23 protein-coding genes are annotated in these 25,523 nt (G+C 62.2%); all 23 read right to left on the reverse strand.

Translation table 11 applies throughout. The features are described from left to right. A complete protein-coding gene (locus KO538_RS03195; RefSeq protein ID WP_219327730.1) occupies positions 1-918 on the reverse strand; it encodes a peptidoglycan DD-metalloendopeptidase family protein in 918 nt (305 codons plus the stop codon). A gap of 42 nt (positions 919-960) precedes the next feature. Then, a complete protein-coding gene (locus KO538_RS03200; RefSeq protein ID WP_219327453.1) occupies positions 961-1,851 on the reverse strand; it encodes a protein-L-isoaspartate(D-aspartate) O-methyltransferase in 891 nt (296 codons plus the stop codon). Between the two features lie 9 nt (positions 1,852-1,860). Then, positions 1,861-2,598, reverse strand: a complete 738-nt coding sequence (gene surE, locus KO538_RS03205; protein WP_034752048.1) for a 5'/3'-nucleotidase SurE — start codon at positions 2,596-2,598, stop codon at positions 1,861-1,863. 95 nt (positions 2,599-2,693) lie between these two features. Continuing rightward, positions 2,694-5,159 carry a tetratricopeptide repeat protein gene (locus KO538_RS03210; protein WP_175560440.1) on the reverse strand — a complete coding sequence of 822 codons (2,466 nt, stop codon included), beginning with the start codon at positions 5,157-5,159 and terminating at the stop codon, positions 2,694-2,696. Positions 5,160-5,178: 19 nt separating this feature from the next. Next, positions 5,179-5,784, reverse strand: coding sequence for a toll/interleukin-1 receptor domain-containing protein (locus KO538_RS03215; RefSeq protein ID WP_034752049.1), 606 nt, complete (start codon positions 5,782-5,784; stop codon positions 5,179-5,181). Positions 5,785-6,055: 271 nt separating this feature from the next. After that, positions 6,056-8,110 carry an ATP-dependent DNA helicase gene (locus KO538_RS03220; RefSeq protein ID WP_070301535.1) on the reverse strand — a complete coding sequence of 685 codons (2,055 nt, stop codon included), beginning with the start codon at positions 8,108-8,110 and terminating at the stop codon, positions 6,056-6,058. Positions 8,111-8,153: 43 nt separating this feature from the next. Then, the gene (locus KO538_RS03225) at positions 8,154-8,354 is read right to left on the reverse strand and encodes a YdcH family protein (protein ID WP_034752051.1); all 201 of its coding nucleotides are present in this window, start codon (positions 8,352-8,354) and stop codon (positions 8,154-8,156) included. Positions 8,355-8,482: 128 nt separating this feature from the next. Beyond that, positions 8,483-9,202 carry a hypothetical protein gene (locus tag KO538_RS03230; protein WP_219327454.1) on the reverse strand — a complete coding sequence of 240 codons (720 nt, stop codon included), beginning with the start codon at positions 9,200-9,202 and terminating at the stop codon, positions 8,483-8,485. Between the two features lie 16 nt (positions 9,203-9,218). Continuing rightward, positions 9,219-10,316 (reverse strand): cell division protein ZapE, encoded by a 1,098-nt coding sequence (gene zapE, locus KO538_RS03235; RefSeq protein WP_034752052.1) that lies wholly within the window; start codon positions 10,314-10,316, stop codon positions 9,219-9,221. 70 nt (positions 10,317-10,386) lie between these two features. Beyond that, the gene (lpdA, locus tag KO538_RS03240) at positions 10,387-11,817 is read right to left on the reverse strand and encodes a dihydrolipoyl dehydrogenase (RefSeq protein WP_219327455.1); all 1,431 of its coding nucleotides are present in this window, start codon (positions 11,815-11,817) and stop codon (positions 10,387-10,389) included. Continuing rightward, entirely contained in the window at positions 11,807-12,196 is a 390-nt protein-coding gene (locus tag KO538_RS03245) for a PspC domain-containing protein (protein ID WP_034752060.1), read from the reverse strand. Before KO538_RS03245 ends, lpdA begins: the two co-directional genes overlap by 11 nt. 94 nt (positions 12,197-12,290) lie before the next feature. Further along, positions 12,291-13,547, reverse strand: coding sequence for a 2-oxoglutarate dehydrogenase complex dihydrolipoyllysine-residue succinyltransferase (odhB, locus tag KO538_RS03250; protein ID WP_219327456.1), 1,257 nt, complete (start codon positions 13,545-13,547; stop codon positions 12,291-12,293). Positions 13,548-13,663: 116 nt separating this feature from the next. Further along, a complete protein-coding gene (locus KO538_RS03255; RefSeq protein ID WP_034752063.1) occupies positions 13,664-16,516 on the reverse strand; it encodes a 2-oxoglutarate dehydrogenase E1 component in 2,853 nt (950 codons plus the stop codon). Positions 16,517-16,773: 257 nt separating this feature from the next. Continuing rightward, entirely contained in the window at positions 16,774-17,748 is a 975-nt protein-coding gene (locus tag KO538_RS03260; protein ID WP_072452583.1) for a LysR family transcriptional regulator, read from the reverse strand. Between the two features lie 231 nt (positions 17,749-17,979). Continuing rightward, positions 17,980-18,522 carry an NAD(P)H-dependent oxidoreductase gene (locus KO538_RS03265; RefSeq protein ID WP_257620137.1) on the reverse strand — a complete coding sequence of 181 codons (543 nt, stop codon included), beginning with the start codon at positions 18,520-18,522 and terminating at the stop codon, positions 17,980-17,982. 216 nt (positions 18,523-18,738) lie between these two features. Further along, on the reverse strand, positions 18,739-19,080 hold the full coding sequence (locus tag KO538_RS03270; protein ID WP_219327457.1) for a helix-turn-helix domain-containing protein: 342 nt from the start codon (positions 19,078-19,080) through the stop codon (positions 18,739-18,741). Positions 19,081-19,179: 99 nt separating this feature from the next. Then, positions 19,180-20,481 (reverse strand): citrate synthase, encoded by a 1,302-nt coding sequence (gene gltA / locus KO538_RS03275; protein ID WP_034752071.1) that lies wholly within the window; start codon positions 20,479-20,481, stop codon positions 19,180-19,182. A 121-nt stretch (positions 20,482-20,602) separates the two neighbouring features. Next, a complete protein-coding gene (locus tag KO538_RS03280) occupies positions 20,603-20,884 on the reverse strand; it encodes a succinate dehydrogenase assembly factor 2 (protein WP_034752073.1) in 282 nt (93 codons plus the stop codon). 117 nt (positions 20,885-21,001) lie between these two features. After that, positions 21,002-21,712 (reverse strand): succinate dehydrogenase iron-sulfur subunit, encoded by a 711-nt coding sequence (locus KO538_RS03285; RefSeq protein ID WP_034752075.1) that lies wholly within the window; start codon positions 21,710-21,712, stop codon positions 21,002-21,004. A gap of 9 nt (positions 21,713-21,721) precedes the next feature. Continuing rightward, positions 21,722-23,503 carry a succinate dehydrogenase flavoprotein subunit gene (gene sdhA, locus KO538_RS03290; RefSeq protein ID WP_035820761.1) on the reverse strand — a complete coding sequence of 594 codons (1,782 nt, stop codon included), beginning with the start codon at positions 23,501-23,503 and terminating at the stop codon, positions 21,722-21,724. 2 nt (positions 23,504-23,505) lie between these two features. Then, complete coding sequence (gene sdhD / locus KO538_RS03295; RefSeq protein WP_034752078.1) at positions 23,506-23,871, reverse strand: succinate dehydrogenase, hydrophobic membrane anchor protein; 366 nt, start codon at positions 23,869-23,871, stop codon at positions 23,506-23,508. A 2-nt stretch (positions 23,872-23,873) separates the two neighbouring features. Then, positions 23,874-24,296, reverse strand: coding sequence for a succinate dehydrogenase, cytochrome b556 subunit (gene sdhC, locus KO538_RS03300; RefSeq protein ID WP_034752080.1), 423 nt, complete (start codon positions 24,294-24,296; stop codon positions 23,874-23,876). 306 nt (positions 24,297-24,602) lie between these two features. After that, positions 24,603-25,484: a GntR family transcriptional regulator gene (locus KO538_RS03305; protein ID WP_081367944.1), complete on the reverse strand. Its 882-nt coding sequence runs from the start codon at positions 25,482-25,484 to the stop codon at positions 24,603-24,605. Positions 25,485-25,523: the final 39 nt, after the last annotated feature.

Consider the following 25,523-nt stretch of genomic DNA (forward strand, 5'->3'; position numbering starts at 1 on the left):
CTAACGGTTAGGCAGGAATTTCGAAGGATCGACGGGCTTGCCCTGCTGGCGGATTTCAAAGTGCAGCTTCACGCGGTCGGCATCGGAATCGCCCATTTCAGCGATGGCCTGGCCTTTGTTGACGTTCTGCCCTTCCTTCACCAGGATGCTGCGGTTATGCGCATACGCCGACAATAAACTATTACTGTGCTTCACGATGACAAGATTACCATAACCACGGATTCCGCTCCCGGCATACATGACTTTTCCCGCGCCGGCGGCCACCACTTGCTGGCCCGCCTTGCCGGCGATATCGACACCCTTGTTCTTGCCTTCGTCGAAAGTGCCGATGACCTTGCCTTCGGAAGGCCACATCCAGCTGATCTTGTCTTCGCCAGGCGCCGATGCGGCAGGGGCTGCCGCGGCGGCGGCCGGTGCAGCGGCGACGGTTGCCGCCGGCGCTGGCGCCGGCTTGGCGTCGCTGGTGCCGCCATCGGCGCGCAGCTCGGCCAGGGTGGCGTCGGAATAGGCGCGCTTCTCGCCGCGCGGACCCGTTTTCTTCGGCACGACAGGCGCGGCCGGCTTGATTTCCGTCGACGGCGGCATGACGATGGCCGACGTTTGCGCGCCGCCCGTGTCGCCAGTTGGCGGCAGCACGCGCAATACCTGGTCGACCTTGATGTCGTTCGGGTTGCTCAAGTCGTTCCAGGTCACCAGGTCGCGGTAATTCTGCCCGTGCTCGAGGGCGATGCGCAACAGGGTGTCGCCGCGTTTGACCGTGTAATAGGCCGGGTCGCGGTCGCGCGGATCGCTGGCGGCGGCGCTGCTGCTCGATGGGTGGCGCTCCACGACGGGCGCCTGGACGCCCGTCGTGCCGCAACCGCTCAACAGCGCGGCCAGGGTGATGCTACATAGAAGTATGTTACTTTTCTTAATCATTCGCATGTAATTGTATGTCCTGCTTGCTAGCTGATCCGGGGATCATATGGTGCCCGGGCGCAAAGGCACGAAATGGCAATCTTCCAGGGTCTGGCTGGTCCATTCCATTTTCCCCACCCGGGTAATGAGTTGTAAGTGTTGCAATTTAGCCCCCACCGGCGCAACCAGACGCCCGCCGGGCGCCAGCTGTTCCAGCAAGGCTTGCGGGACTTCCAGGCCGGCTGCGGCAAGGATGATCCCGTCGAAGGGCGCCGCCTGCGGCAGGCCAAGCATACCATCTCCGTACTGCAAGCGCAGATTCGACACGCGCAGCGGGCGCAGATTGGCCTTCGCCAGCTCGTGCAGAGGCCGGATGCGCTCGATCGAATACACCTCCTTCGCCACCAGCGACAGCACCGCCGCCTGGTAGCCGCAACCGGTGCCGATTTCCAGCACGCGCTGCAGCTTGCCGCCCTGGCGCATCACTTCGATCATGCGCGCCACGATGTACGGCTGCGAAATGGTCTGGTGGTGGCCGATGGGCAAGGAGGCGTCGATATACGCCTGCGACGCCAGCGCCTCGTCCATGAACATATGGCGCGGCACGGCTTGCAGCGCGTCGAGCACGACCTGGTCCTTGACGCCCTGCTTCGCCACGCGGGCCACCATGGCCCGGCGCACAGCTTCCGAGACGAGCGGGTTTTGCCGCGGCGGCGACACGACGGCCGGCTGCGCCCGCTCATTGGCGATCGCTTGCGCGCGCGACGGCGCGATGGCCGCATGCGCGCCATACGGCTGCGCGACGCCGCGCGCCGCGTTTTGCGCCGCATTCTGCGTGGCCGTCTGCGGCGTGGCGATCCGGGACTGGGCCAGCGACTGCCCCCCGCCCTGCCTGGCGGGCTTGCCGGCCAGCGAATCGAGGGAAAGGGGGAAGGTACGCGGCTTGTCAGTCATAGTGAGCGGTCATGCCAGGCCTTTTGCCAGCGCATCGAGTTGGGTGGTATGGGTCAGGTCGATCTGCAGCGGCGTGATCGATACTTTTCCATGTTCAACGGCATGGAAGTCCGTGCCCGGACCGCCTTCCTTGGCCGCGCCGGCCGGGCCGATCCAGAAGATTTCACGGCCACGGGGGTCGAGCGCGCGGATGACGGGCTCGGCCGAATGGCGCTTGCCCAGGCGCGTGGCCACCACGCCTTGCAATTGCTCGTAAGGGATGGCCGGGATGTTCACGTTCAGCAGATACGGTTTTTGCAGGGCGTCAAACTGGCGCTCGACGATTTCCCTGGCCACGCGGGCGGCCGCGTCCAGATTGGCCCAGCCGAACTGCGACTGGGAAAAGGCGATGGCGGGAATGCCGAACAGATAGCCTTCCGTGGCGGCCGCGACGGTGCCCGAGTACAGGGTGTCGTCGCCCATGTTGGGGCCGTTGTTGATGCCGGAGACCACCAGGTCGGGGCGCTCGATGAGCATGCCCGTCAGCGCCACGTGCACGCAGTCGGTGGGCGTGCCGTTGACAAAGTAAAAGCCGTTGGCGGCCTTGTGCACGGACAAGGGCCGGTCCAGGGACAGCGAATTGGACGCGCCCGAACGGTTGCTGTCGGGCGCCACCACGACGATGTCGGCGATGGGTGCGAGCGCGTCGGCCAATGCCGCCAGGCCGGGCGCCAGGTAACCGTCGTCGTTACTGATAAGAATTCTCATAACGAGATTTTACCTGAAGCAATGCCCACACTGCGCATGCCGCACACCGATAGGCAGCATTTTTTGTGCCGCCGCGCGAAGATGGCACACCCAGGTCAGCGCTGCTCGATGCGCGCTTCCGACAACGCCCCTTCCAGCGCCTGCACTTCATCTTCCTGCAAGGCCAGCAAGGCATTCAGGTCGCCTTGCAACTTGTACATCCTTTTCAGCTGCGCCATGCCGCGCCGGCGCAGCTTGCCTGGCACGCCTGGGCGCAGCAGGCAAGACTTCAAATGTTCGGCCAGTTCGCCCGCCTGCGCATACTGTTCCCGCTCGATCATGCCTTGCAACATCGAGATCATGCTGGCCAGGGTGTCCGGCTCGGCCCCTTCGTGGCCGTTGGCGCGGCCGGCCAGGATGGTTTCCTGCAAATGCCGCGCGCCGTCGAGCACGCTGTCCGCATGCCCGGTGACGGGGGCGTTCAACAGCCGGTCGCTGCCGCTGAGCACGGCATCTTCGAGCAGGCGCGCCGCTTCGCTGTCGCCCTGCTGCTGCAGGGTGCCCGCCAATTGCGTCTTGCTGTGCAAGGTGTCGAGGTGGTCTTCGCCCAGCAGGCGCGCATGCACTTCCAGCACCTGCTCCTGCACGCTGCGCGCCGCATCGAGTTCACCGCGCCGCAGCAGCGCCTCGGCCAGCTTGCGCTGGCTCATCAGGGTTTCCGGATGGTCGAGCCCGCGCGTGCGCTCGCGCGCCGCCACCTGGTCTTCGTGCAGCTGGCGCGCGCCGGCCCAGTCGCCCTGCCCGGCCACGACGTCGGCCAGCAAGTCGCGCGTGGACAAGGTGGCCGCATGGTCACTGCCCAGGCGCCGCTCCTGCACCTGCAGCACGGCGGCGAGCAGGCGCCGCGCACCCTCCAGGTCGCCTTCGCGCCCCAGCGCCTGCGCCAGGGCCAGCTTGCTGCGCAAGGTATCGCCATGTTCGGCGCCAAACAGGCGCTCGCGCGCCGCCACCACCGTGGCCAGCACTTGCTGTGCCTGCGCCAGCCGGCCCATGCGCAGCAAGGTGGCGGCGCGGCCATCCATCGCATCGAGGGTCAACGGATGCTCGCCGCCCAGCTGGCGCGCATAGGTGGCCAGCACCGTATCCTGCAGCAGCAGCGCCGCCGCCAGTTCGCCCTGCAGCAACAGGGTTTGCGCCAGGCAGGCCCGGGCGGCCAAGGTGTCGGGATGTTCGCTGCCCAGCACGCGCTCGCGCACGTCGAGCACGTCTTCTTCCAGGAAGCGGGCTTCATCGAACTTGCCCAGCTGGCGCAGCAGGCGCGCCATGCCGCTCTTGCACGCCAGGCTGTCGGGATGCTCCTCGCCGAGCAGGCGCACGCGGATCTCGACGCTCTGGCGGAAGGCATCGAGCGCCTGGGCGCTGCGCCCATCCTTGCGGTACAGCTCGCCCAAACGGGCCAGGTCGCGCGCCAGCGGCAGGGCCACGGCGCGGCCCGGCTCGGCAAGCAAGGCCTGGCGCGCTTCGCTGATGGCGCCCAGCAAGGCGATTTCACGGCTCGACTGCCATGGGAAGTAGCCGCCCGTCAGCCACTGCAAAAAGGCTTCGAAGGTGCGCGTGAGGGAAAAGCGGTCGCCGCCCTGGTCGATGCGCACGGCCAGCTGCTCGCCATAGGCAAAGGTTTTCGTCTGCTGCAGCTGGACTTCGTCGAAATAGCTGTCGAGGGCGATCTGCGGCAAGCCGTAGGAAGTGCGCAGCAGGCGCTCGAACATGGGCTGGAAACCGGCGATGCCCTTGTGCGCGTCGCCGCGGCGCCACTCGGCGCGCTGCGCGCCATCGCCCATTTCTATGCGCGAGGGCAAGGGATACACGAGCAGCGGGCGCTGTTCGTCTTCATGGCTGCGGCGGTACTCGATGGCCCGCGTGACGAGCGCGTCGACGCCTTCCAGGCTTTGCCGGTTCGGCGTGAAGACCACCACGAGCTTTTTCGGCAGCAAGGTGGTGCAGATGCCGGCGCTGTCCGTGCGGCCCGTGCGCGAATCGACGAGCACGTAGCGGAAATGCTGGGCCAGGGTATCGGCGAAGCAGCGGAACAGGGCCGGGCACGTGTCGAACAATTGATCCCAGCGCATCTGCGCCAGTCGCTCGCTGTAGCTGGCGTCGAAGCGCCCCGCGCGCATCAGGTACAGCGGACTGCCCTGGTCGACGCGCACCACGTACTGCTGCCAGTCGATGGCGTCGAGCACGCGCTGGGCCAGCGCCGCGTCCTCGCGCCCACCGCCCTGTCCGCCGGCGCGCCCGCCCGCCGTTTCCAGGCTGATGCGTTCGAGCTGCTGGCGGCACGCTTCGAAGAACTCGAGCACGCCCGGCCGCTCCTCGTGCTGCTCGAAATAATGGTGCAGGCCCGGCGCTTCCATGTCCCAGTCCAGCATCAGCACGGGCACGCTGGCGTTTTCACGGCGCGCCAGCAGGACGGCGATATTCGACAGGGCCATGGTGCGGCCGGTACCGCCCTTGTAGGAATAGAAAGTGACGACTTCGCCAGGGGCGCTCAAAGGCGGCAGGGAGAGGCGTTGGCATTCCATGACAGGACCTTTTACGTGATTAACGTGGAAAGTGGGGAGGCGGAATGGCGCGCCATTCCGGTGGAATATCGGGCAACACGAAACGGCTGCAATCGTGGCCGGGCGGTGTTGACCGCTTGAGCAAGTGGTAATGCGTGGCGATGCGCTGCACGATGCGTTCGATGTCGGGCAGATATTGAGGGTTTGACTTCAGGTCGCCGCTGGCCAGCGTGTAGCCGGAAAAATCGACGTACAGGCCCGACTCCGTGATTTGCGGCGGCAAGCCGTCCGGATGGCGCGTCATGATGATGGGGATGATCAGGTGGCTGGGCAGTTCATACCAGGCGCGCCGCTCCTGTTCGATCAGCTGCATGGCGGCAAATTCACGCCGCGTATAGCCGTGCGCTTCATATTTGGGCGTGTACAGCACGATCATGCAGACGCTCTGGCACATGGCGCGTGCCACGCGCAGGTCGATATCGTCGCCGCCGCCCAGCTGCTCGCTGTCGATGAACAGGACCTCCTCGCGGTCCAGGTGCGGCTCCAGATAGCACGCCAGCGCCTCGATGAGGTCATTCTTGAACTTGTTCATGAACGCATATTGGCCGTGTGCATAACTCAAGAAACAGCCGTAGCGGATCTCCATGGCATCCCCCTGTTCCCCGTGCGGCCCTGCCATCGCCGCGCCTTGCCCCTGTAAGGCATGGGCTCACTGTAGACCGCTCAGCAACAACCTTTTTGCGCTGGCGCAAAGATGTGTCTGGCGTCCTGGACATGCGTCACAATGCCAGAAACTGGCGTGATCGCGCCGCTTTCTGGCATACCAGGCGCGCAAGCGGGCGCCGCGTGAAAAAGCGCTACTCGCTTGATAACAAAGGGAAATAAGCCGGCGCGCGGATGGCGCCGGCAAGCGGAACTTAAGCGCCCTTGGCGGGCAGGTTGCGGAAGAACTCCACCACTTCGGCGGTATCGCGCGTGCGCTTGAACGGCGGCAGGCTTTGCCAGATGCGCTTGCCATATGGCTTGGAAATGAGGCGCGGATCGCAAATCATCAGCACGCCCCGGTCGCCTTCGTCGCGGATCAGGCGGCCCGCGCCCTGCTTCAGGTTGATGATGGCTTCCGGCAGCGAGTGGTGCATGAAACCGTTCTTGCCCTGCTTTTCCATCACTTCGATGCGCGCGGCCAGCACGGGGTCGTCGGGCGGTGCGAACGGCAGCTTATCGATGATCACGAGGGACAGCGCATCGCCGCGCACGTCGACGCCTTCCCAGAAGCTCTGGCTACCGATCAGCACGCCATTGCCGGCCGCGCGGAACTGGTCGAGCAATTCCGTGCGGCCCTTTTCTCCCTGCACGAACAGGGGGAAGTTCAGGCCGCGCTGCCTGAATTCGTCGGCCAGGCGCTCGGCGGCCCGTTTCACGGCGCGCAAGGTGGTGCACAGGAAGAAGGTGCGCCCGCCCGCCGCTTCGATGATGGGCAAGGCGCAGTCGATGACGGCGTCCGTGTAGCCGAGCGAGTTCGGTTGCGGCAGGTTTTGCGGCACGAACAGCAAGCCCTGCTGGCCATAGTCGAACGGGCTTGGCCACGTATGCGACGGCTCGCCCGTCAAGCCCATCTGTTCGGAAAAATGCTTGAAATCGTTTTTCACGGCCAGGGTGGCGGACGTGAAAATCCAGCTGCGCGGCGTGCCTTCGCGCTGGTTGTTGAAAATCGGCGCGATCGACAATGGCGTTTTATGCAACTGCAAGGAGCTGGAAAACGCTTCCACCCAGAACACGGCTTCCTCGCCAGCCGCCACTTTCGCCTTCGGATCGAACTTCCAGCCGCTCAGCTGCTGCGCCAGCTCGACGCCGCGCACTCGGCACTGCTCCAGCGTTTCCGCCCGTTCCGCTTGGGTTTCCAGCACGGCCACCATGCCGTCGAGCTCATCCTTGAGGGTGTCGAGCGCGGGGAAAAAGTCGCTCGACGGGGCGATCTGCGGCAAGGACATGCGCACGATGTCTTGCGGGAAGGTCAGGCGCAGGTCGCGCGCCGCCTTTTCCACCACCGTGACGGTCTTGGCCCAGTCGATGCCACGGGCGTGCGCGAGGCCTTCGGCCAGCACGTCGCGGCACAGTTCGAGGATTTGCGAGGTCGACACCGTATTGCCAAAGAACAAGGTCGCCGTATCGGGCAGCTGGTGCGCCTCATCGAAGATGATGGTATTGGCCGACGGCAGCAACTCCGCCACGCCCGTGTCCTTCAGCGCTACGTCGGCAAAGAACAAATGATGGTTGACCACCACCACGTCAGCCTGCTGGGCTTCCTTGCGGGCCTTCATCACGAAGCAATCCTGGTAGTACTGGCACTCGGCGCCCATGCAGGTATCGCGCGTGGACGTCACCAGGTTCCAGATCATGGCGTTTTCCGGCACCTTGGCCAGCTCGGCCTTGTCGCCGGAACTGGTCATCTTGATGAAGCGCGAGATTTCGCGCAGATGGCCCACGTCGTCGCGCGACGTCATGCGGCCGTTTTGCAGCGTGCGTTCTAGGTGATAGTGGCAGACGTAGTTCGAGCGGCCCTTGAGCAAGGCAACGGAAACGGGCGCCTGCAGCGCGGCGCGCACGGTGGGGATGTCGCGCAGGAACAATTGATCCTGCAAGTTCTTCGTGCCGGTGGATACGATGGTCTTGCCGCCCCACATCAGGGCCGGCACCAGGTAGGCAAAGGTCTTGCCGGTGCCCGTGCCCGCCTCGGCGATCAGGGTCGTCTGGCTGTCGATGGCGCTGGCGATGGCTTTCGCCATTTCCGTTTGCGAACGGCGCGGCTTGTAGCTGCCCACGGCCGGACCGAGCGGGCCGCCGGCGCCGAACAGGCGCTCGATGTCGGCATCGTGCTTGCCAGGCGCCGCCTGCGGTTCGGCTGGCAGACTGGCTTGCAGATCGGCCGGCTGGCCATCTGGGTTTACTGGCAATGAATTGTGATCGGTCAAAATATACTTAGGTGAAGGCTGGACTGGACGCTACTGGCGCCCCTCAGGCGGGAACGTCGGGCACCAACTGCATTTTCAGCAAGGTGATGTGATCCTTCAATTGCAATTTGCGCTTTTTCAGGCGGCGCAGCTGCAGCTCGTCATGGTGGCCATCGAGTATCAGCAACTCGATGACGGCATCGAGGTCGCGGTGTTCCACGTTGAGTTCAATCAGGCGCCGCTCTATTTGCTGTGCATCGCTCATGTGTTGCGTTCCAGGCAGTGTTAGTAACAATGTTGGGAAACCGGCGCGCGCAGGCAGCCATGGTGCGTAGTTTAACCTGCCGCGCGCCTTAGGGCACGCCATTTCCGGCGCACCCTTGCACGGCAGTCTTAATTGGCCGGCGGCACAGGCACAACGGCCGGCGCGCTGGCAGCGGCGGCCGCCGCCTTGGCAGCCTTGGCCTGCGCTTCGGCCTGGCGCTCGGCCAGGCGTTGCGCCACCCGTTTCTGGCGCTCCACGGCATCCGCCTGTTTTTTCGCATAGGCGGCTTCACGGGCCGCGCGGCGCGGTGCTTCGGCCGCATCGTCGGCAGCCTGTTTCGCCACCTTCGCCGCTTGCTCGGCCTCGCGTTCGGCAAGGCTCTTGCCTTGCGGCTTGGGCGGCGCCGGCTCGGGCGTAACCACTTTCACGGGCTTGGGCACGGCGGCGGCTCGCTGCTCGGCGTCGAGGCGCGCACTTTCCTGCGTCCTGGCCAGGTCGATATCGCGCAGGCGCACGGATTCGGCCCGCTTGAAATAGTTCGCTTCCGCATCGACGGCGCGCAGGCGCACGAGGATCAGGCGGCGCTTTTCCTTGGCCTTGTCCAGGCAGTTATTCACGAAAAACTTGTCGTAGCACGCGAGTTCGCGCGCGGCAAACTCGTTTTCCGCCGCTTCGCGCTCGCTGGCCGACTGCTTCAGTTTGGCGTCCGCTTCTTCCACGGACAGGGTGGCGGGCACCTGCGGTGCACCGACCTCATCCAATGCCGCGGCGCCCTGGTGCGCGCAGGCGGACAACGCCAGGACCAGGCCCAGCGCCGCACCCAGTTTATATAGTGTATTTGCCATCATGTTCATTATCCCTGCCTCAAACGATCGCGTCGGCCGCGCCGCGCTGTTCTTTTTCCATGTATTCGCGCGATTGCATCTCGATGATACGCGAAACGGTGCGGTGAAACTCGTTGGCCAGCATGCCGTTCGTGTACAGCTCATCCGGCGGCACTTCGGCCGACATGATCAGCTTGACCTTCTGGTCATAAAACACGTCGATCAACCACGTGAAGCGGCGCGCCTCGGACGACTGCGCCGCCGACATGGCCGGTATGCCGGACAATATCACCGTATGGAAGCGGCTGGCGATTTCCAGGTAATCATTTTGCGAACGGGGGCCGCCGCACAAGGTGGCGAAATCGAACCAGATGATGCCGCCGGCGCGGCGCAGGCAATGGATTTCGCGGCTCTCGATGCGGATGCGCGCGTCTTCGTCGGCCGTCTCGGCGATGCGCGTGTAGGCGTCGCGCAGGGCCTTGTCGGTCTCCGCGCCCAGCGGGGTATAGTAGCTTTCCACCTGTTCCAGCGCGCGGCCGCGGTAATCGACGCCGGCGTCGACGTTCATCACGTCGAGCTTGTCCTTGAGCAGCGCGATGGTCGGCAGCATGCGGTCGCGGTGCAGGCCGTCCGGATACAGCAGGTCCGGATCGTAATTCGACGTCATGATGAAGGACACGCCATTGGCGAACAGGGCCGACAGCAGGTTGTACAGGATCATCGCGTCGGCGATGTCGGAAACGTGGAATTCATCGAAACAGATGAGGCGGTATTTCTTGGCGATGCGCTTGGCCACCTCGTCGAGCGGGTCGGCCACGCCTTTCAATTCATCGAGCTGCTGGTGCACGCCGCGCATGAATTCGTGGAAGTGCAAACGCGTCTTGCGCACGAGGGGCACGACCGAGTAAAAACTGTCCATCAGGAACGATTTACCGCGCCCCACCCCGCCCCACATATACACGCCTTTCGGCACGGCAGGACGGTTCAGCAGGCGCTTGAAGGTGCTCGAGCGCTGGCCCTTGTAGGCCACCCACTCGTCATAGCACAGCTGCAGGCGGTCGACCGCGCGCCGCTGGGCGGCATCGGCCTTGAAATCACGCTTCTGCAGCGCGTGCTGGTAAAACTCTTCTACGTTCATGGGATTCGCTTTAACGCACAAGGGCGCCGGCGGAAAAAATCCGCGAGCGCCCCTGCAGGACTAACTACAATTAAAAGTTCAACGTACGCTTGTCAACAGCCAATGCCGCTTCCTTGGTCGCTTCCGACAGGGATGGGTGGGCGTGGCAGATGCGCGCGATGTCTTCGGCCGAGGCCTTGAATTCCATCGCCACGACGGCTTCGGAAATCAGCTCGGACGCCATCGGGCCGACGATGTGCACGCCGAGGATTTCATCGGTCGTCGCATCGGCCAGGAATTTCACCATGCCCGAGGTGTCGCCCAGCGCGCGCGCACGGCCGTTGGCCATGAACGGGAAGGTACCGGCCTTGTAGGCGATGCCTTCCGCCTTCAGGGTTTGCTCGGTCTTGCCGACCCACGCGATTTCCGGCGAGGTGTAGATCACCCAAGGAATCGTGTTGAAGTTGGTGTGGCCATGCTGGCCGGCGATACGCTCGGCCACGGCAACGCCTTCTTCTTCCGCCTTGTGCGCCAGCATCGGGCCGCGCACAACGTCGCCCACCGCCCAGACGTTCGGCAGGTTGGTCTTGCAGTCGCCGTCGACGGCGATGAAACCGCGTTCATCCAGCTGCAGGCCGACTTTGTCGGCGCCCAGGCCATTCGTGTTCGGCGTACGGCCGATCGAGATGATCAGCTTGTCGAATACGGCTTTTTGCGCTTCGCCCTTGGCGTCCACGAATTCCACGGTGACGTCTTTCTTGCCTGGCGTGATCGCACCGATCTTGCAACCGAGGTTGATCTTCAAGCCTTGCTTGGTGAACAGCTTCGACGCTTCCTTGGCGATCTGCTCGTCGACGGCGCCCAGGAAGACCGGCAGGCCTTCGAGCACGGTGACGTCGGAACCCAGGCGGCGCCAGACGCTGCCCATTTCCAGACCGATCACGCCGGCACCGATGACGCCCAGCTTGGCTGGTACGGCGTCGATGGCCAGTGCGCCCGTGTTCGACAGGATCAGTTTCTCGTCGAATGGTGCGCCCGGCAGTTCGCGTGCGTTCGAACCCGTGGCGATAACCACGTGCTTGGCCGTCAGGGTTTCGTTGGCTTCGCCCGTCACGCTGATGTCATACGTGCCAGTGGCGGCAGCGACGAAAGCGGCGCGGCCGTGGAAGAAGGCGATCTTGTTCTTCTTGAACAGGTACAGGATGCCGTCGTTATTTTGCTTGACGACGGTGTCCTTGCGCTTGAGCATCTGGCCCAGGTTCAGCTTCAGGCCGGCGACGTCGATGCCGTGCTCGGCGAAGCTGTGGCCCGCGTGTTCGAAATGCTCGGACGATTGCAGCAGCGCTTTCGACGGAATGCAGCCGACGTTGGTGCAGGTACCGCCAGGAGCGGCGCCGCCCTTGGCGTTCGACCACTCGTCGACGCAAGCGACGGAAAAGCCCAGCTGCGCTGCGCGGATGGCGGCGATGTAGCCGCCAGGGCCCGCACCGATGACAACTACGTCAAATTGTTTAGTACTCATGTTTTGTTATTCCAATCTCTTCGTCTGGTACGAAAATCCACAATAGAAGGTAAATCACCACGCCGAAGCCGAAGGTCAATGTAAACAGGACGAAGACGAGACGCCAGATCCACGCTTCCATGCCGGAAGCGCGACCCAGGCCGCCGCAGACGCCGCCGAGCCAGCGGTCGTTGCGCGAACGGCGCAGGCGGTTGAATTCCTGCACCAGGTCGTTCGCCGGACCGGCAGCCGCATCGGCGCCGGCGCCGGACGTGCTGCCCGGCTTGTCCAGGTTGATATTGCTCAGGAGCTTGGCTTTCGCTTGCGCGAATTCCGCGTCGCTCAGAGCGCCCGCCAGGTGCAACTCGTGCAGACGCTTGATTTCTTCAGAGATGTTCATAGGAATCCTCTTTCATTGAGATCAGCCAGCTGCGTCTTCTGGCAAGGGGTATCGGCTACATTGCCCCGGCGGCTACGCCGGGGGACTACAGTGCTTACAGGTCCAGCAGCAGGCGTGCAGGATCTTCCAGCGCTTCTTTCATCGCCACCAGGCCCAGGACGGCTTCGCGGCCGTCGATGATGCGGTGGTCGTAGGACATGGCCAGGTAGTTCATCGGACGTACCACGATCTGGCCGTTTTCGACGACAGCGCGGTCCTTGGTCGCATGCACGCCCAGGATGGCCGATTGTGGCGGGTTGATGATCGGGGTCGACAGCATGGAGCCGAAGGTACCGCCGTTCGAGATCGAGAACGTGCCGCCCGTCAGGTCGTCCAGGGTCAGCTTGCCTTCCTTGGCTTTCGCGCCGAATTCACCGATTTTTTTCTCGATGTCGGCGATCGACAGCTGGTCCGCGTTGCGGATGATAGGCACGACCAGGCCGCGTGGCGAACCGACAGCGATACCGATGTCGAAGTAGCCGTGGTAGACGATGTCGTTGCCGTCAACGGAGGCATTGATGATCGGGTACTTTTTCAGGGCGGCGACGGCGGCCTTGACGAAGAAGGACATGAAGCCCAGCTTGACGCCGTGCTCTTTCTCGAACTTGTCCTTGTACTTGTTGCGCAGGTCGATGACCGGCTGCATGTTCACTTCATTGAACGTGGTCAGGATGGCGTTCGTCGATTGCGATTGCAGCAGGCGCTCGGCGATACGTGCGCGCAGGCGGCTCATCGGCACGCGCTCTTCCGGACGGTCGCCCAGGTTGGCGGCCGATGGCGTGGCAACTTGTTGCAGCGCTGGCTTGGCAGCGGCTGGCGCCAGCGGCGCGACAGCTGGCTTGGCGGAAGCGGCCAGGGCGTCGCCCTTGGTCACGCGGCCGTCTTTGCCCGAACCGGCGACGTCGCCAGCGGACAGGCCTTTTTCGGACAGGATCTTGGCAGCGGCAGGCATGGCGACATCGCCTTTGGCCGCAGCGGCTGGAGCGGACGCGGTCGAAGCGTCTTGCGCGGCGGCAGCCAAGGCTGGCGCAGGCACGGCCGACACTTCCATCGGGCTGACCTTGGCCGAGCCGTCGGTGTCGATGATGGCGATGACTTCGCCGGCGACGACAGTAGCGCCGTCAGCCTTGATGATTTGAACGATCACGCCAGCGGCTGGCGCCGGCAGTTCCAGCACGACTTTATCGGTTTCGATATCGATCATGTTTTCGTCGCGCGCAACTGCTTCGCCGACTTTCTTGTGCCATGCCAGCAGGGTCGCTTCTGCAACCGATTCCGACAACTGGGGAACTTTGACTTCGATTTGTGCCATGTAAAACTCCGTTTATTTTGTTATTGCGGCGCCGCCCCTGCGTAGCAAGGGCGGCGCTCCGTCATGATGTATGCAAGCAGGCCCATGCAATCGCATGGCGCCCCTTATCCTGCCACTTACTTGGTCAGGATAAAACCCTTCAGCTTCGAGAATGCCGTTTCCAGCAGATCTTTTTGCTGGGCGTAGTGCTTGTCATAGTAACCGACAGCAGGCGACGCCGAAGCAGGACGGCCGGCGTAGGCCAGACGTTGACCCGATTCCAGGCCTTCGAAGATGTTGTGCTGGATCTGGAACCAGGCGCCCTGGTTTTGCGGCTCGTCCTGTGCCCAGACGACTTCGACCAGGTTCGGGAACTTCTTCAGTTCAGCAGCGAACGACTTGTGCGGGAACGGATACAGCTGTTCCAGGCGCACGATGGCCGTGTCGGTCTGGCCGCGGGTCTTGCGTGCGTTGACCAGGTCGTAATAGACCTTGCCCGAGCAGGCAACCACGCGCTTGACTTTCTTGGCGTCGATTTTGTCGTCGACTTCGCCGATGACGGTCTGGAAACCGCCCTTGGCCAGGTCGGTCAGCGGCGAACCGGCATCCTTGTTGCGCAACAGCGACTTCGGCGTCAAGATGACCAGCGGCTTGCGGAACTGGCGCACCATTTGGCGGCGCAGCAAATGGAAGATCTGCGAAGCCGTCGTCGGCTGCACCACTTGCATGTTGTTGTCTGCGCACAGCTGCAGGAAACGCTCAGGACGTGCGGACGAGTGCTCAGGACCCTGGCCTTCGTAACCGTGCGGCAGCATCATGACCAGGCCCGAAGCGCGGCCCCACTTCACTTCGCCGGAGCTGATGAATTGGTCGATCACCACTTGCGCGCCGTTGGCGAAGTCGCCGAACTGGGCTTCCCAGATCGTCAGCGTGTTCGGTTCAGCGGTCGAGTAGCCGTATTCGAAGGCCAGTACGGCTTCTTCGGACAGCACCGAGTCGATGACGGTGAACGGCGCCTGGTTGTCCGACACGTTTTGCAGCGGAATGTAGGTACCTGCATCCCAACGCTCGCGGTTCTGGTCATGCAGCACGGCGTGGCGGTGCACGAAGGTGCCGCGGCCGGCATCCTGTCCGGTCAGGCGGATGGCGTAGCCGGACGATACCAGCGAAGCGTAGGCCAGGTGTTCGCCCATGCCCCAGTCCAGGTTCATTTCGCCACGGCCCATGGTGCCACGGTCGCCCAGTACTTTTTCAACCAGCGAGTGGACCTTGAAGTCTTCCGGCACGGTGGTGATGCGGGTGGCCAGGCGTTTCAGTTCCGTCATCGGCACGGCGGTGTCGGCCGAATCGGTCCATTTCTTGTTCAGGAACGGCAGCCAGTCGACGGCGTACTTGTTCTTGAAGTTCGAGATGACTGGATCGACGGTATGCTTGCCGGCGTCCATGGCGTCGCGGAATGCGGCCACCATCTTGTCGCCGCCATCGGCAGGGATCACGCCTTGCGCTACCAGCTTGTCCGCGTACAGCTTGCGGGTGCCTGGATGCTGGCCGATCTTCTTGTACATCAGTGGCTGCGTCAGTGCCGGCGTATCTTGCTCGTTGTGGCCAAGCTTGCGGTAGCAGATGATGTCGAGGACGATGTCCTTCTTGAATTCCATGCGGTAGTCGAGCGCGATCTGCGTCGCCAGCACCACGGCTTCCGGATCATCGGCGTTGATGTGCAGGACCGGTGCTTCGATCATCTTGACGACGTCCGAGCAGTACAGGGTCGAGCGGGCATCGCGCGGATCCGAGGTGGTGAAACCGATCTGGTTGTTGATCACGATATGCACCGTGCCGCCGGTATGGTAGCCACGGGTTTGCGCCAGATTCAGCGTTTCCATGACCACGCCCTGGCCGGCGAAAGCGGCATCGCCGTGCACCAGGATAGGCAGCACTTGCGCGCCCTGCGCGTCGCCGCGGCGATCCATGCGGGCCTTGACGGAACCTTCGACCACAGGGTTGACGATTTCCAGGTGCGACGGGTTGAACGCCAGCGACAGGTGGACCGGGCCGCCTGCGGTGGAGATGTCCGACGAGAAGCCTTGATGGTACTTCACGTCGCCGGCAGGCAGGTCGTCGCCATGCTTGCCTTCGAATTCTTCGAACAGTTCCTGCGGCGCTTTGCCCAGGGTGTTGACCAGCACGTTCAGGCGACCCCGGTGGGCCATGCCGATGACGATTTCCTGCACGCCTTTTTCGCCGGCGCGCTGGATGGTTTCATCCATCGAGGCGATGAAGGTTTCGCCGCCTTCCAGGGAGAAGCGCTTCTGGCCCACGTAGCGGGTGTGCAGATAGCGTTCCAGGCCTTCAGCCGCGGTCAGGCGGTCGAGGATGTGGATTTTTTTCTCTGGGGTGAAATTCGGGGTGGAGCGGATCGATTCCAGTTTCTCCTGCAGCCAGCGCTTTTCGGCTGGGTCGGAGATGTACATGAATTCGGCGCCGATCGAACGCGTGTAGGTATCGCGCAGATAGTTGAGCAGATCACGCAGGGTGGCGGTCTCGGGGCCAAAATAGGTATTGCTGATGTTGAACACGGTGTCCATGTCAGCGTCGGTGAAACCGTAGAAGCTCGGCTCAAGCTCAGGGATCATCGGACGTTCCTGGCGTTGCAGCGGATCCAGGTTGGCCCAGTGCGAACCGAGGTAGCGGTAAGCGGCGATCAGCTGCGTGGCGGCGACGCGCTTGCGGCCCATTTCAGCATCGAAGGAAGCGGTCACTGTGCGGATCGGACCAGCTTTTGCGCGCTCGGCGAACGAGGCGACGACGGAGGCATGCGCCACGTCAGGCTTGTTGGTGCCATCGACGGCAGGCACGTGCTGCATTGCGTCGAAGTAGGAACGCCAGTTATCGGGTACCGAGCCTGGGTTGTTCAAATATGCCTCGTACAGGTCTTCCACGTACGGAGCATTCCCACCGAACAGGTAGGAGTTGGTCGTTAATTGCTGCATATATTGCTCACCTTTCTTCGCGCTTCGCGAGGAATTAGCGGGTTAATCTAACCTTCCGCGACACGGCCTGACCGGTTAGCGGATTGCACATCAAGTTGTGGGGAAGGGCTTTTTTATTGCACCAGCATTCTGCATACCGTCATTTAGAATAGCACGCGGTATTGTAACGCAACAACGACTAGTTGAATTTTATTTGGCAAGCAAATGTAAGCTGTGTTGTTGATTTTCCCGGGCTTGCAAGCCTGTCACTGTTGTACTTACGGCACATCGGCGGCCCTGCCGGCGTGCCGCTTGCGGCCAACTGGTCTGCCCGGCGAAGGCGGCGCCGCGATGGCGGCCAGCCACTCGGCATCGCCGGCAAACCACTGCACCAAGAAGTCGAGCATGGTGCGCAGCAGGGGTGACATGTGCTGGCGCGAGGTGTAGACGCCGTAGATGCCCATGTCCTGCGGCTGGTACGCGGGCAGCAACTCCACCAGCTGCCCGCTGGCGATCAGCGGCGCGGCCGAAAAGCGCGGCTGCAAGGCGATGCCCGCCCCCGCCACCGTGGCTACCAGCAGGACCAGCGACTCATTCGCCGACAGGCGGCCGCTGACGGGGACAGTGAGCGCTTCCCCGTCATGCGTAAATTGCCACAGGCTCTTGCCGAAATACGTGTACGTCAGGCAGTTGTGCAGGGCCAGGTCTTGCGCCCGGCGCGGCGTGCCGTGCGCTGCGAGGTACGATGGTGCGGCGCACACCACCGAGGCGCAGCTGGCCAGCTGGCGCGCAATCAGGTTCGGCTCGAGCGCGTTCGTGATGCGGATCGCCAGGTCGATGCGCTGCTCCACCAGGTTGACGGCGCGGTTCTCCATCTGCAGGTCGACGGCGGCGCGCGGGTAGCGTCGCAGGTAAGCGGTTACTGCGCCAGCGAGCGCCGTCTGTGCCAGCGATTGCGAGCAGGTGATGCGCAGCAAACCGTGCGGCGTATCGAGACCCTCGGGCGAGGTGACGGCCATGGCGCCGGCCACTTCCAGCATCTGCCGGCAGCGCGCCAAGGTGGTCTCGCCCGCATCCGTCAAGCTCAGACGGCGCGTGGTGCGATGCAACAGGCGCGCCCCCGCCCACTCTTCCATCTCGGCCAGGTAGCGCGTCACCATGGCGCGCGACATATCGAGCGTCTCGCTGGCAGCCACCATGCTGCCCCGCTCGGCGATGGCGACGAATACTTGTGCGGCGGTGATACGGTCCATGCGGTGATACTCCCTTGATTCATCCGATCCATGCAACTAATACCGCAATCTACCCTATTTGCCGCGCCTGGTCGAAAGACGGGAGAGCATCCAGCACAGAAAGAACAAAATGCTTGCCGCCCCTCCCGCACCCTGGAAACCGTTCCGGTGCGGCGCAGTTAGCGCACACCATCGCCGCCAGCGGCAAGCGCCCGAGCATCACCTGCTTGCACTGCGACTGGACCAGCGCCCTTACAAGGCGGCCAGGAAGCGCTCATACTCTTGCGCACTGCGTGCCAGCCGCCCGGCATAGTCCGGCTCCTTCGGCCCGTCTTCCGCGCCATAGAAGGCAAAGAAGCGGCGGTTGTCGGCGCCGATATACGCCAGGGTGACATCGAACGGCGCCAGCAGCTGCGCCAGGGTAACGTTCCACTTGCCTTCCGGCGTGAAGTCTTCCTGGCGGATGCCTGCCGTCACGGCCAGCGCCACTTTTCTCGCCTTGAAGGCATCGCCGCCCGTGCCGTAGGCCCAGCCATACGCCAGCACCTCGTCGAGCCATTGCTTGAGCAAGGGCGGACAGTTGAACCAGTACACGGGGAACTGCAAGACCACATTGGCGTGCGCCTCCACCAGCGCCTGCTCGCGCGCCACGTCGATGATGCCGTCGGGGTAAGCCTGGTGCACATCATGGATGGTGTAGCGGTCGGGATACTGCGCCAGCTCCTGCAGCCAGCGCTTGTTGGCGACCGACGTGCCGATGGACGGATGGAAGACGATAACGAGGGTTTTCAACATGCTGTTTTTCCTGAAATGGGATGGATGCACCGGCCCCGCGTTCACAGAAAAGCAGGCAAGCCGGTACCCTGCCCCGTAGCGCGTGGTTGCGCCCGCAGAGGTAAAAACAGCATAACCATGCTGAGTACTTTTCACAAGTACGCACATTTACTGCTCATACAGTATAAAAAGTAAGTTACTCGACCGTCGAATGGCGCTTTGCCGTGCATATCGGGGTCAGGCTGGCTGGTGCCGCTCGCCCCACTCGCACAAGGTATGCAGCACGGGGATCAGCGAGGCGCCCTTGCTTGAGAGCGAATACTCGACCTTGGGCGGCACTTGTGGATATTCCTTGCGCACGATCAGCGCATCTGCCTCCAGTTCCTTCAGCACGACGCTGAGGGTCTTGAAGGCGATGCCGCCGAGATGGCGCTTGAGTTCGTTATGCCGCAGCACCGTGTTTTCCGCCAGCGCATACAGGATCAGCATCTTGTACTTGCCGCCGATCAGCGACAAAGTGTAGCCAAATGCCGTATCGCCGAGGGCCACGCCGCTGGGGGCGCAGGTTTCTTCATTCATCGCGTTGTGTTTCCTGTTGAACCAGGGCCCGAGCATAACAGCCCGGCATAAAAAAACGGGCCGAAGCCCGTTTTTTTGTTCGCTAGATACCGCTCTGGATTAACGCTTGTCCAGTGGCAGTACTTCACGCGTGGTCGAACCGACGAACAGCTGGCGCGGACGGCCGATTTTTTGCTCTGGGTCGGCGATCATTTCGTTCCACTGGGCGATCCAGCCGATCGTACGGGCCATAGCGAAGATACCGGTGAACAGTGACACAGGGATGCCCAGCGCCGATTGCACGATACCCGAGTAGAAGTCGACGTTCGGGTACAGTTTGCGCGAAACGAAGTATTCGTCGTTCAGTGCAATCTTTTCCAGTTCCATCGCCAGCTTGAACAGCGGGTCGTCTTGCAGACCCAGTTCCTGCAGCACTTCGTAGCACGTTTCACGCATCAGCTTGGCGCGTGGATCGAAGTTCTTGTACACGCGGTGGCCAAAGCCCATCAGCTTGACACCGGAGTTCTTGTCCTTGACTTGCGCGATGAAGGCAGGAATGTTCTCGACGGTGCCGATTTCTTTCAGCATGTTCAGTGCCGCTTCGTTGGCGCCGCCGTGGGCAGGGCCCCACAGGCAGGCGATACCGGCAGCGATACAGGCGAACGGGTTGGCGCCCGACGAACCGGCCAGACGGACGGTCGATGTCGATGCGTTTTGCTCGTGGTCCGCGTGCAGGATCAGGATGCGGTCCAGGGCGCGCACCAGCACGTCGTTGACCTTGTACTCTTCGCACGGGTTGGCGAACATCATGTGCATGAAGTTGGCGCTGTACGACAGGTCGTTGCGTGGGTAAACGAACGGCTGGCCGACCGAGTACTTGTAGGTCATGGCGACCAGCGTTGGCATCTTGGCGATCAGGCGGATGGCCGACACTTCGCGGTGACGCGGGTCGTTGATGTCCAGCGAGTCATGGTAGAACGATGCCAGCGCGCCGACGGTGCCCACCAGGACCGACATCGGATGCGCGTCGCGGCGGAAGCCACGGAAGAAGAATTGCATCTGTTCGTGCACCATCGTGTGCTTGGTGACGGTGTCGACGAACTTGGCTTTCTGCGCCGCGTTCGGCAGTTCGCCGTTCAGCAGCAGGTAGCACGATTCCATGAAGTCGGCGTTGACGGCCAACTGTTCGATCGGGTAACCACGGTACAGCAGCTCGCCCTTGTCGCCGTCGATGTAGGTGATCGACGAGTTACAGGCGGCCGTCGACATAAAGCCTGGGTCGTAGGTGAACTTGCCGCTACCGGCGTACAGTTTGCGGATGTCGATGACGTCCGGGCCAACCGTGCCTTTGTAGATTGGAAATTCAAGCGATGGGCTGCCATCGGAGAACGACAGGGTAGCTTTTGTGTCAGAGATATTCATGGGCTCTTCCTTCTCGGGAGTGAGTCGAAATTAAAATCAAAAATTCTGGCTGCAATTCGCACCGCACTCGGCAGTGCTACAGCGCGCCACTCGCACCGTTTGCAATATATCGCCCAGGCGTCTAGGCAATGCGCAGTCGTTGCAGCAGTGCGCGCACATGCGGCAGATCGACTTCGCCTTCCGGCTCTTTACGGGCCAGTACCAGATCCATTAACGCATTGTCCGATAAATCCAGCAAACGCGTCAGCGCGTCAACTTCTTCATCGGTCAATTCGGTTTCATACGCATCGAGAAAACGGGTCAGGATAATGTCGTTTTCCAGCAGGCCACGGCGTGAACGCCAGCGCAGGCGGGCGCGGTTGGCCGGGTCGGCCTGATGCGAGGACAAAATTGATTCTGTCATTTGGTTTACCACTTTACGTGTGCCTTGCGGCACGGTGCTGCTTTGCAGGCGCCGCCTGCAGGCAAGAGAGGATACCCTCTTCCCGCAAACGGCGCCCGGCGGATGCGATCAGGGGGATCAGATCGCGCGGCGGACCATCAATTCCTTGATCTTGCCGATCGCCTTGTTCGGGTTCAACCCTTTCGGGCAGACGTCGACGCAGTTCATGATCGAATGGCAGCGGAACAGGCGGTAAGGGTCTTCCAGGTTGTCCAGACGCGCGCCGGTGGCTTCGTCGCGCGAATCGGCGATGAAGCGGTAGGCTTGCAGCAGGCCGGCCGGGCCGACGAATTTGTCCGGATTCCACCAGAACGACGGGCACGACGTGGAGCAGCATGCGCACAGGATGCACTCGTACAGGCCATCGAGTTCTTCGCGCTGTTCCGGCGATTGCAGGCGCTCTTTTTCAGGCGGGATCGAATCGTTGATCAGGAAAGGCTTGATCGAATCGTACTGCTTGAAAAATTGCGTCATGTCGACGATCAGGTCGCGGATGACCGGCAAACCTGGCAACGGACGCAGCACGATAGGCTCCGACAGTTCATTCAGGTTGGTCGTGCATGCCAGGCCGTTCTTGCCGTTGATGTTCATCGCGTCCGAACCGCACACGCCTTCGCGGCACGAGCGGCGCAGGGCCAGCGAGTCATCGACGTCCGCCTTGATGCGCTGCAGTGCGTCGAGCAGCATCTTGTCGGTGTCTTTCAGTTCGACCGTCAGATCTTGCATGTACGGCTTGGCATCCTGGTCAGGATCGTAGCGGTAGATTTTGAATTTAAGAGTGCGTGCCATGGTATAGCCTTAGAAAGTACGTGGTTTCGGTTTGAAGGTATCAACCGTCAGCGGCTTGGTCACGACTGGCTTGTATTCCAGTCGGTTGCCTTCCGAATACCACAGAGTGTGCTTCATCCAGTTGTCGTCGTCACGTTGCGGATGGTCGTCCTGGGCGTGGGCGCCGCGCGATTCCTTGCGCGCTGCCGCCGAAACGATGGTCGCTTTCGCCGTTTCGATCAGATTGTCCAGCTCCAGCGCTTCCACGCGGGCCGTGTTGAAGACCATCGATTTATCCTTGAAGGAGACGTGCTTGCGGCGCTCGTCGAGCTTCATGATTTCTTCGACGCCCTTGTTCAGCATCTCGTCGGTACGGAACACGCCGCAGTACTTCTGCATCGTTGCGCGGATGTCGTTCGCCACGCCCTGCACGGTTTCCGTGCCGGTCGAGTTTTCCAGGCGCGCCAGGCGGCCCATGGCAAATTCGGCTGCATCGGCTGGCAAAGGCTTGTTTTCCTTGGCTTTCAGGCCGCTGTTGACGATGTGGTTGCCGGCCGCGCGGCCGAAGACCACCAAGTCGAGCAGCGAGTTCGTGCCCAGGCGGTTGGCGCCGTGCACGGACACGCAGGCGCATTCGCCGATCGCGTACAGGCCGTTGACAACCTTGGCCGAATTATCCGGACCGGTCGGGGTGACGACCTGGCCGTGGATGTTCGTCGGGATGCCGCCCATCTGGTAGTGAATCGTCGGCACGACAGGAATCGGTTCCTTGGTCGCGTCGACGTTGGCGAACTTGTGGCCGATTTCCAGGATCGACGGCAGGCGCTTGGCGATGGTGTCGGCGCCGATATGGCGCAGGTCCAGCATCACGTGGTCCTTGTTCGGACCGCAGCCGCGGCCTTCCTTGATTTCCTGGTCCATCGAACGCGAGACGAAGTCGCGCGGCGCCAGATCCTTCAGGGTCGGCGCATAGCGCTCCATGAAGCGTTCGCCTTCGCTATTGATCAGGATGCCGCCTTCGCCGCGCACGCCTTCGGTGATCAATACGCCCGCGCCGGCCACGCCGGTCGGGTGGAATTGCCAGAATTCCATGTCCTGCAGCGGCAGGCCGGCGCGTGCCGCCATGCCCATGCCGTCGCCGGTGTTAATGAACGCATTCGTCGACGCGGCGAAGATGCGGCCTGCGCCGCCCGTTGCCATGACCGTCGTTTTTGCTTCCAGGATCATGCATTCGCCGGTTTCCATTTCCAGCGCGACAACACCGATCACGTCGCCTTCGGCGTCACGGATCAGGTCGAGCGCCATCCATTCGACGAAGAAGTGCGTACGCGCACGGACGTTGCGCTGGTACAGCGTGTGCAACAGCGCGTGACCGGTACGGTCGGCTGCCGCGCAAGCGCGCTGCACCGGCTTTTCGCCGAAGTGGGCCGTGTGGCCGCCGAATGGACGCTGATAGATGGTGCCGTCAGGGTTGCGGTCGAATGGCATGCCGAAGTGTTCCAGTTCGTACACGACCTTCGGTGCTTCGCGGCACATGAATTCGATGGCATCCTGGTCGCCCAGATAGTCGCCACCCTTGACGGTGTCGAACATGTGCCAGAACCAGTTGTCTTCGGCCATGTTGCCGAGCGACGCGCCGATACCACCCTGCGCCGCAACGGTGTGCGAGCGGGTTGGGAAAACTTTCGACAGAACTGCGACGTTCAGGCCGGCTTCAGCCAGCTGCAACGACGCGCGCATGCCGGAACCGCCGGCGCCAACGATAACCGCATCAAAGCGGCGGGTAGGGATTGCAGATTTATATGCTGCCACGATTACACACTCCAGAGTATCTGTACCGTCCAGCCGGCACAAGCGATCAACCACAGCATGGTGGCAATTTGCAGGGTCAGACGGAGGCCAGCGCTTTTCACGTAGTCCATCCAGATGTCGCGTACGCCGACCCATGCGTGGTAGAACAGGGCGACGAAGGTCACCAGGCTGAACAATTTAAACCACTGCTGTGCGAACAGACCAGCCCAGCCTTCATAGCTGAAGTTGCTGCCGGTCAGGAAAGAAATAAGCAGGATGGCCACATAGGCCACCATGACGATGGCGGTAACGCGTTGCGCCAGCCAGTCGCGCAAGCCGTAATGGGCACCGACGACGAGGCGTTTCGGTCCGATATTATTGTCTGCCATGTTTAAAATACTCCAAACAGTTTCAAAGCGACCAGGGCCGTCAACACCAGGCTCACGACCAGCACGGACGACGCGGTCTTGCGTGCCGAATCTTTTTCGATGGCAACGTGCACATCCATGAACAGGTGACGGATACCGGCGCAGAAGTGGTGCAGGAAGGCCCAGACCAGACCCAGGGTGATCAGCTTGACGAACCAGTGCGAGGCGATGCCCTGGAAGTAGGCGTAGGACATTTCGGAACGCAGGCTCAGTTCCAGCATGTACAGGATACATGGCAGCAAGGCGAAAATGATGAAACCGCTGATGCGATGCAGGATCGAGACGATGGCGCCGACAGCCATGCGGTAGTTCGACAATTCGGTAACATGAATGTTACGGAATTGCGGCCGTTCTTTTTTTGGTACTTCTCTTACGGCTTCAGACATAACAAAAACCTCCCCTTTGAATTTCAACTAAATATTGAAGCCGCGATTTTCGCCGATTTTCGCAACCCATACCAATATCTATTGTTACATATAACCAAAATGGTTTTTTACTACAAAATACCGCGCTACTTTCCGTAGTTCACGTAATTTAATTACAGAATCGCCGGCAAAACACGGCCCGCCGGGGCGGGCCATGCTGTCGCTGCGCTTTCCGTTGTCTCCGTTGCCCGCCTTGCGGCAGGCATCTTGCAAGCGATGCACTTCAGCCTTGCTGCTTGTTCGGACGCCCGCAGGCGCCCCGCCGCTTCAGCTGAGTTCATTCTGATAATGATGGCGACTGGTCAGGTACAAGCCCCGGCGCAGTTCGACCGGCTTGTCGCCGTAGGTAAACGACACGCGCTCGGAACTGAGCAAGGGCGTGCCGAGGTCGATATTTAACAATTGCGCGGCGCCCGCGTCGGCGCACACGGCGCGGATCTGTTCGGACGCGCGTATCATGCGCGTGCCGAATTCCGTTTCGAACAGGCCGTACATGGGGCCCTTGTATTCCACTAGGCGCTCGGCCGTCAGGCCCTTGAAGATCAGGCCGGGCAGCCACAGCTCTTCGACGATGGTCGGCACGCCGTCGAAATACTGCACGCGCTTGATGAAGATGACGGCGTCGCCGGACTTCAGGTCCATCAGGCGCGCCACGTCGGCCGGCGCGCGCACGCGCTTGACTTCGATAAACTTGCTTTCGGGATAATGCGGCACGCCTTCGTCCGGCACCAGGCGCAGGAAGCGGAAATGCGCGCGCGCCTCATGGTGGGTGGAAACGAAAGTACCCTTGCCCTGGCGGCGCATGACGAGATTCTCGGCGGCCAGTTCATCGATGGCCTTGCGCACCGTGCCCTGGCTGACCTTGAAGCGCCCTGCCAGCTCGACTTCGCTGGGAATCAGTTCGCCCGGCTTCCATTCGCCCGATTGCAGGCTCTGCGTGATGAGCGCCTTGATCTGCTGGTACAGGGGACTGAAGGTGGGCGAAGCGGTCGCGGCAGGCGCGGACACGGCGGTGGCAGTGGTATTAATGCTGGCGACAGGGGTGCTGGCCGCAGTGGCGGCAGGCGTGGCCGGGGTGCCCGCGGTCGGACTGACCGCCCCGCTTGCAGCAGTGGCATTGTTGGTCAGATTGGACGAGGCGGAATTCATAGTCCGACATTTCAACACAAATCACTGTCCGCGTCCAGT

The organism is Janthinobacterium sp. NKUCC08_JDC (assembly GCF_019345575.1).
In the GTDB taxonomy this organism is placed as follows: Bacteria; Pseudomonadota; Gammaproteobacteria; order Burkholderiales; family Burkholderiaceae_D; genus Janthinobacterium; species Janthinobacterium aestuarii.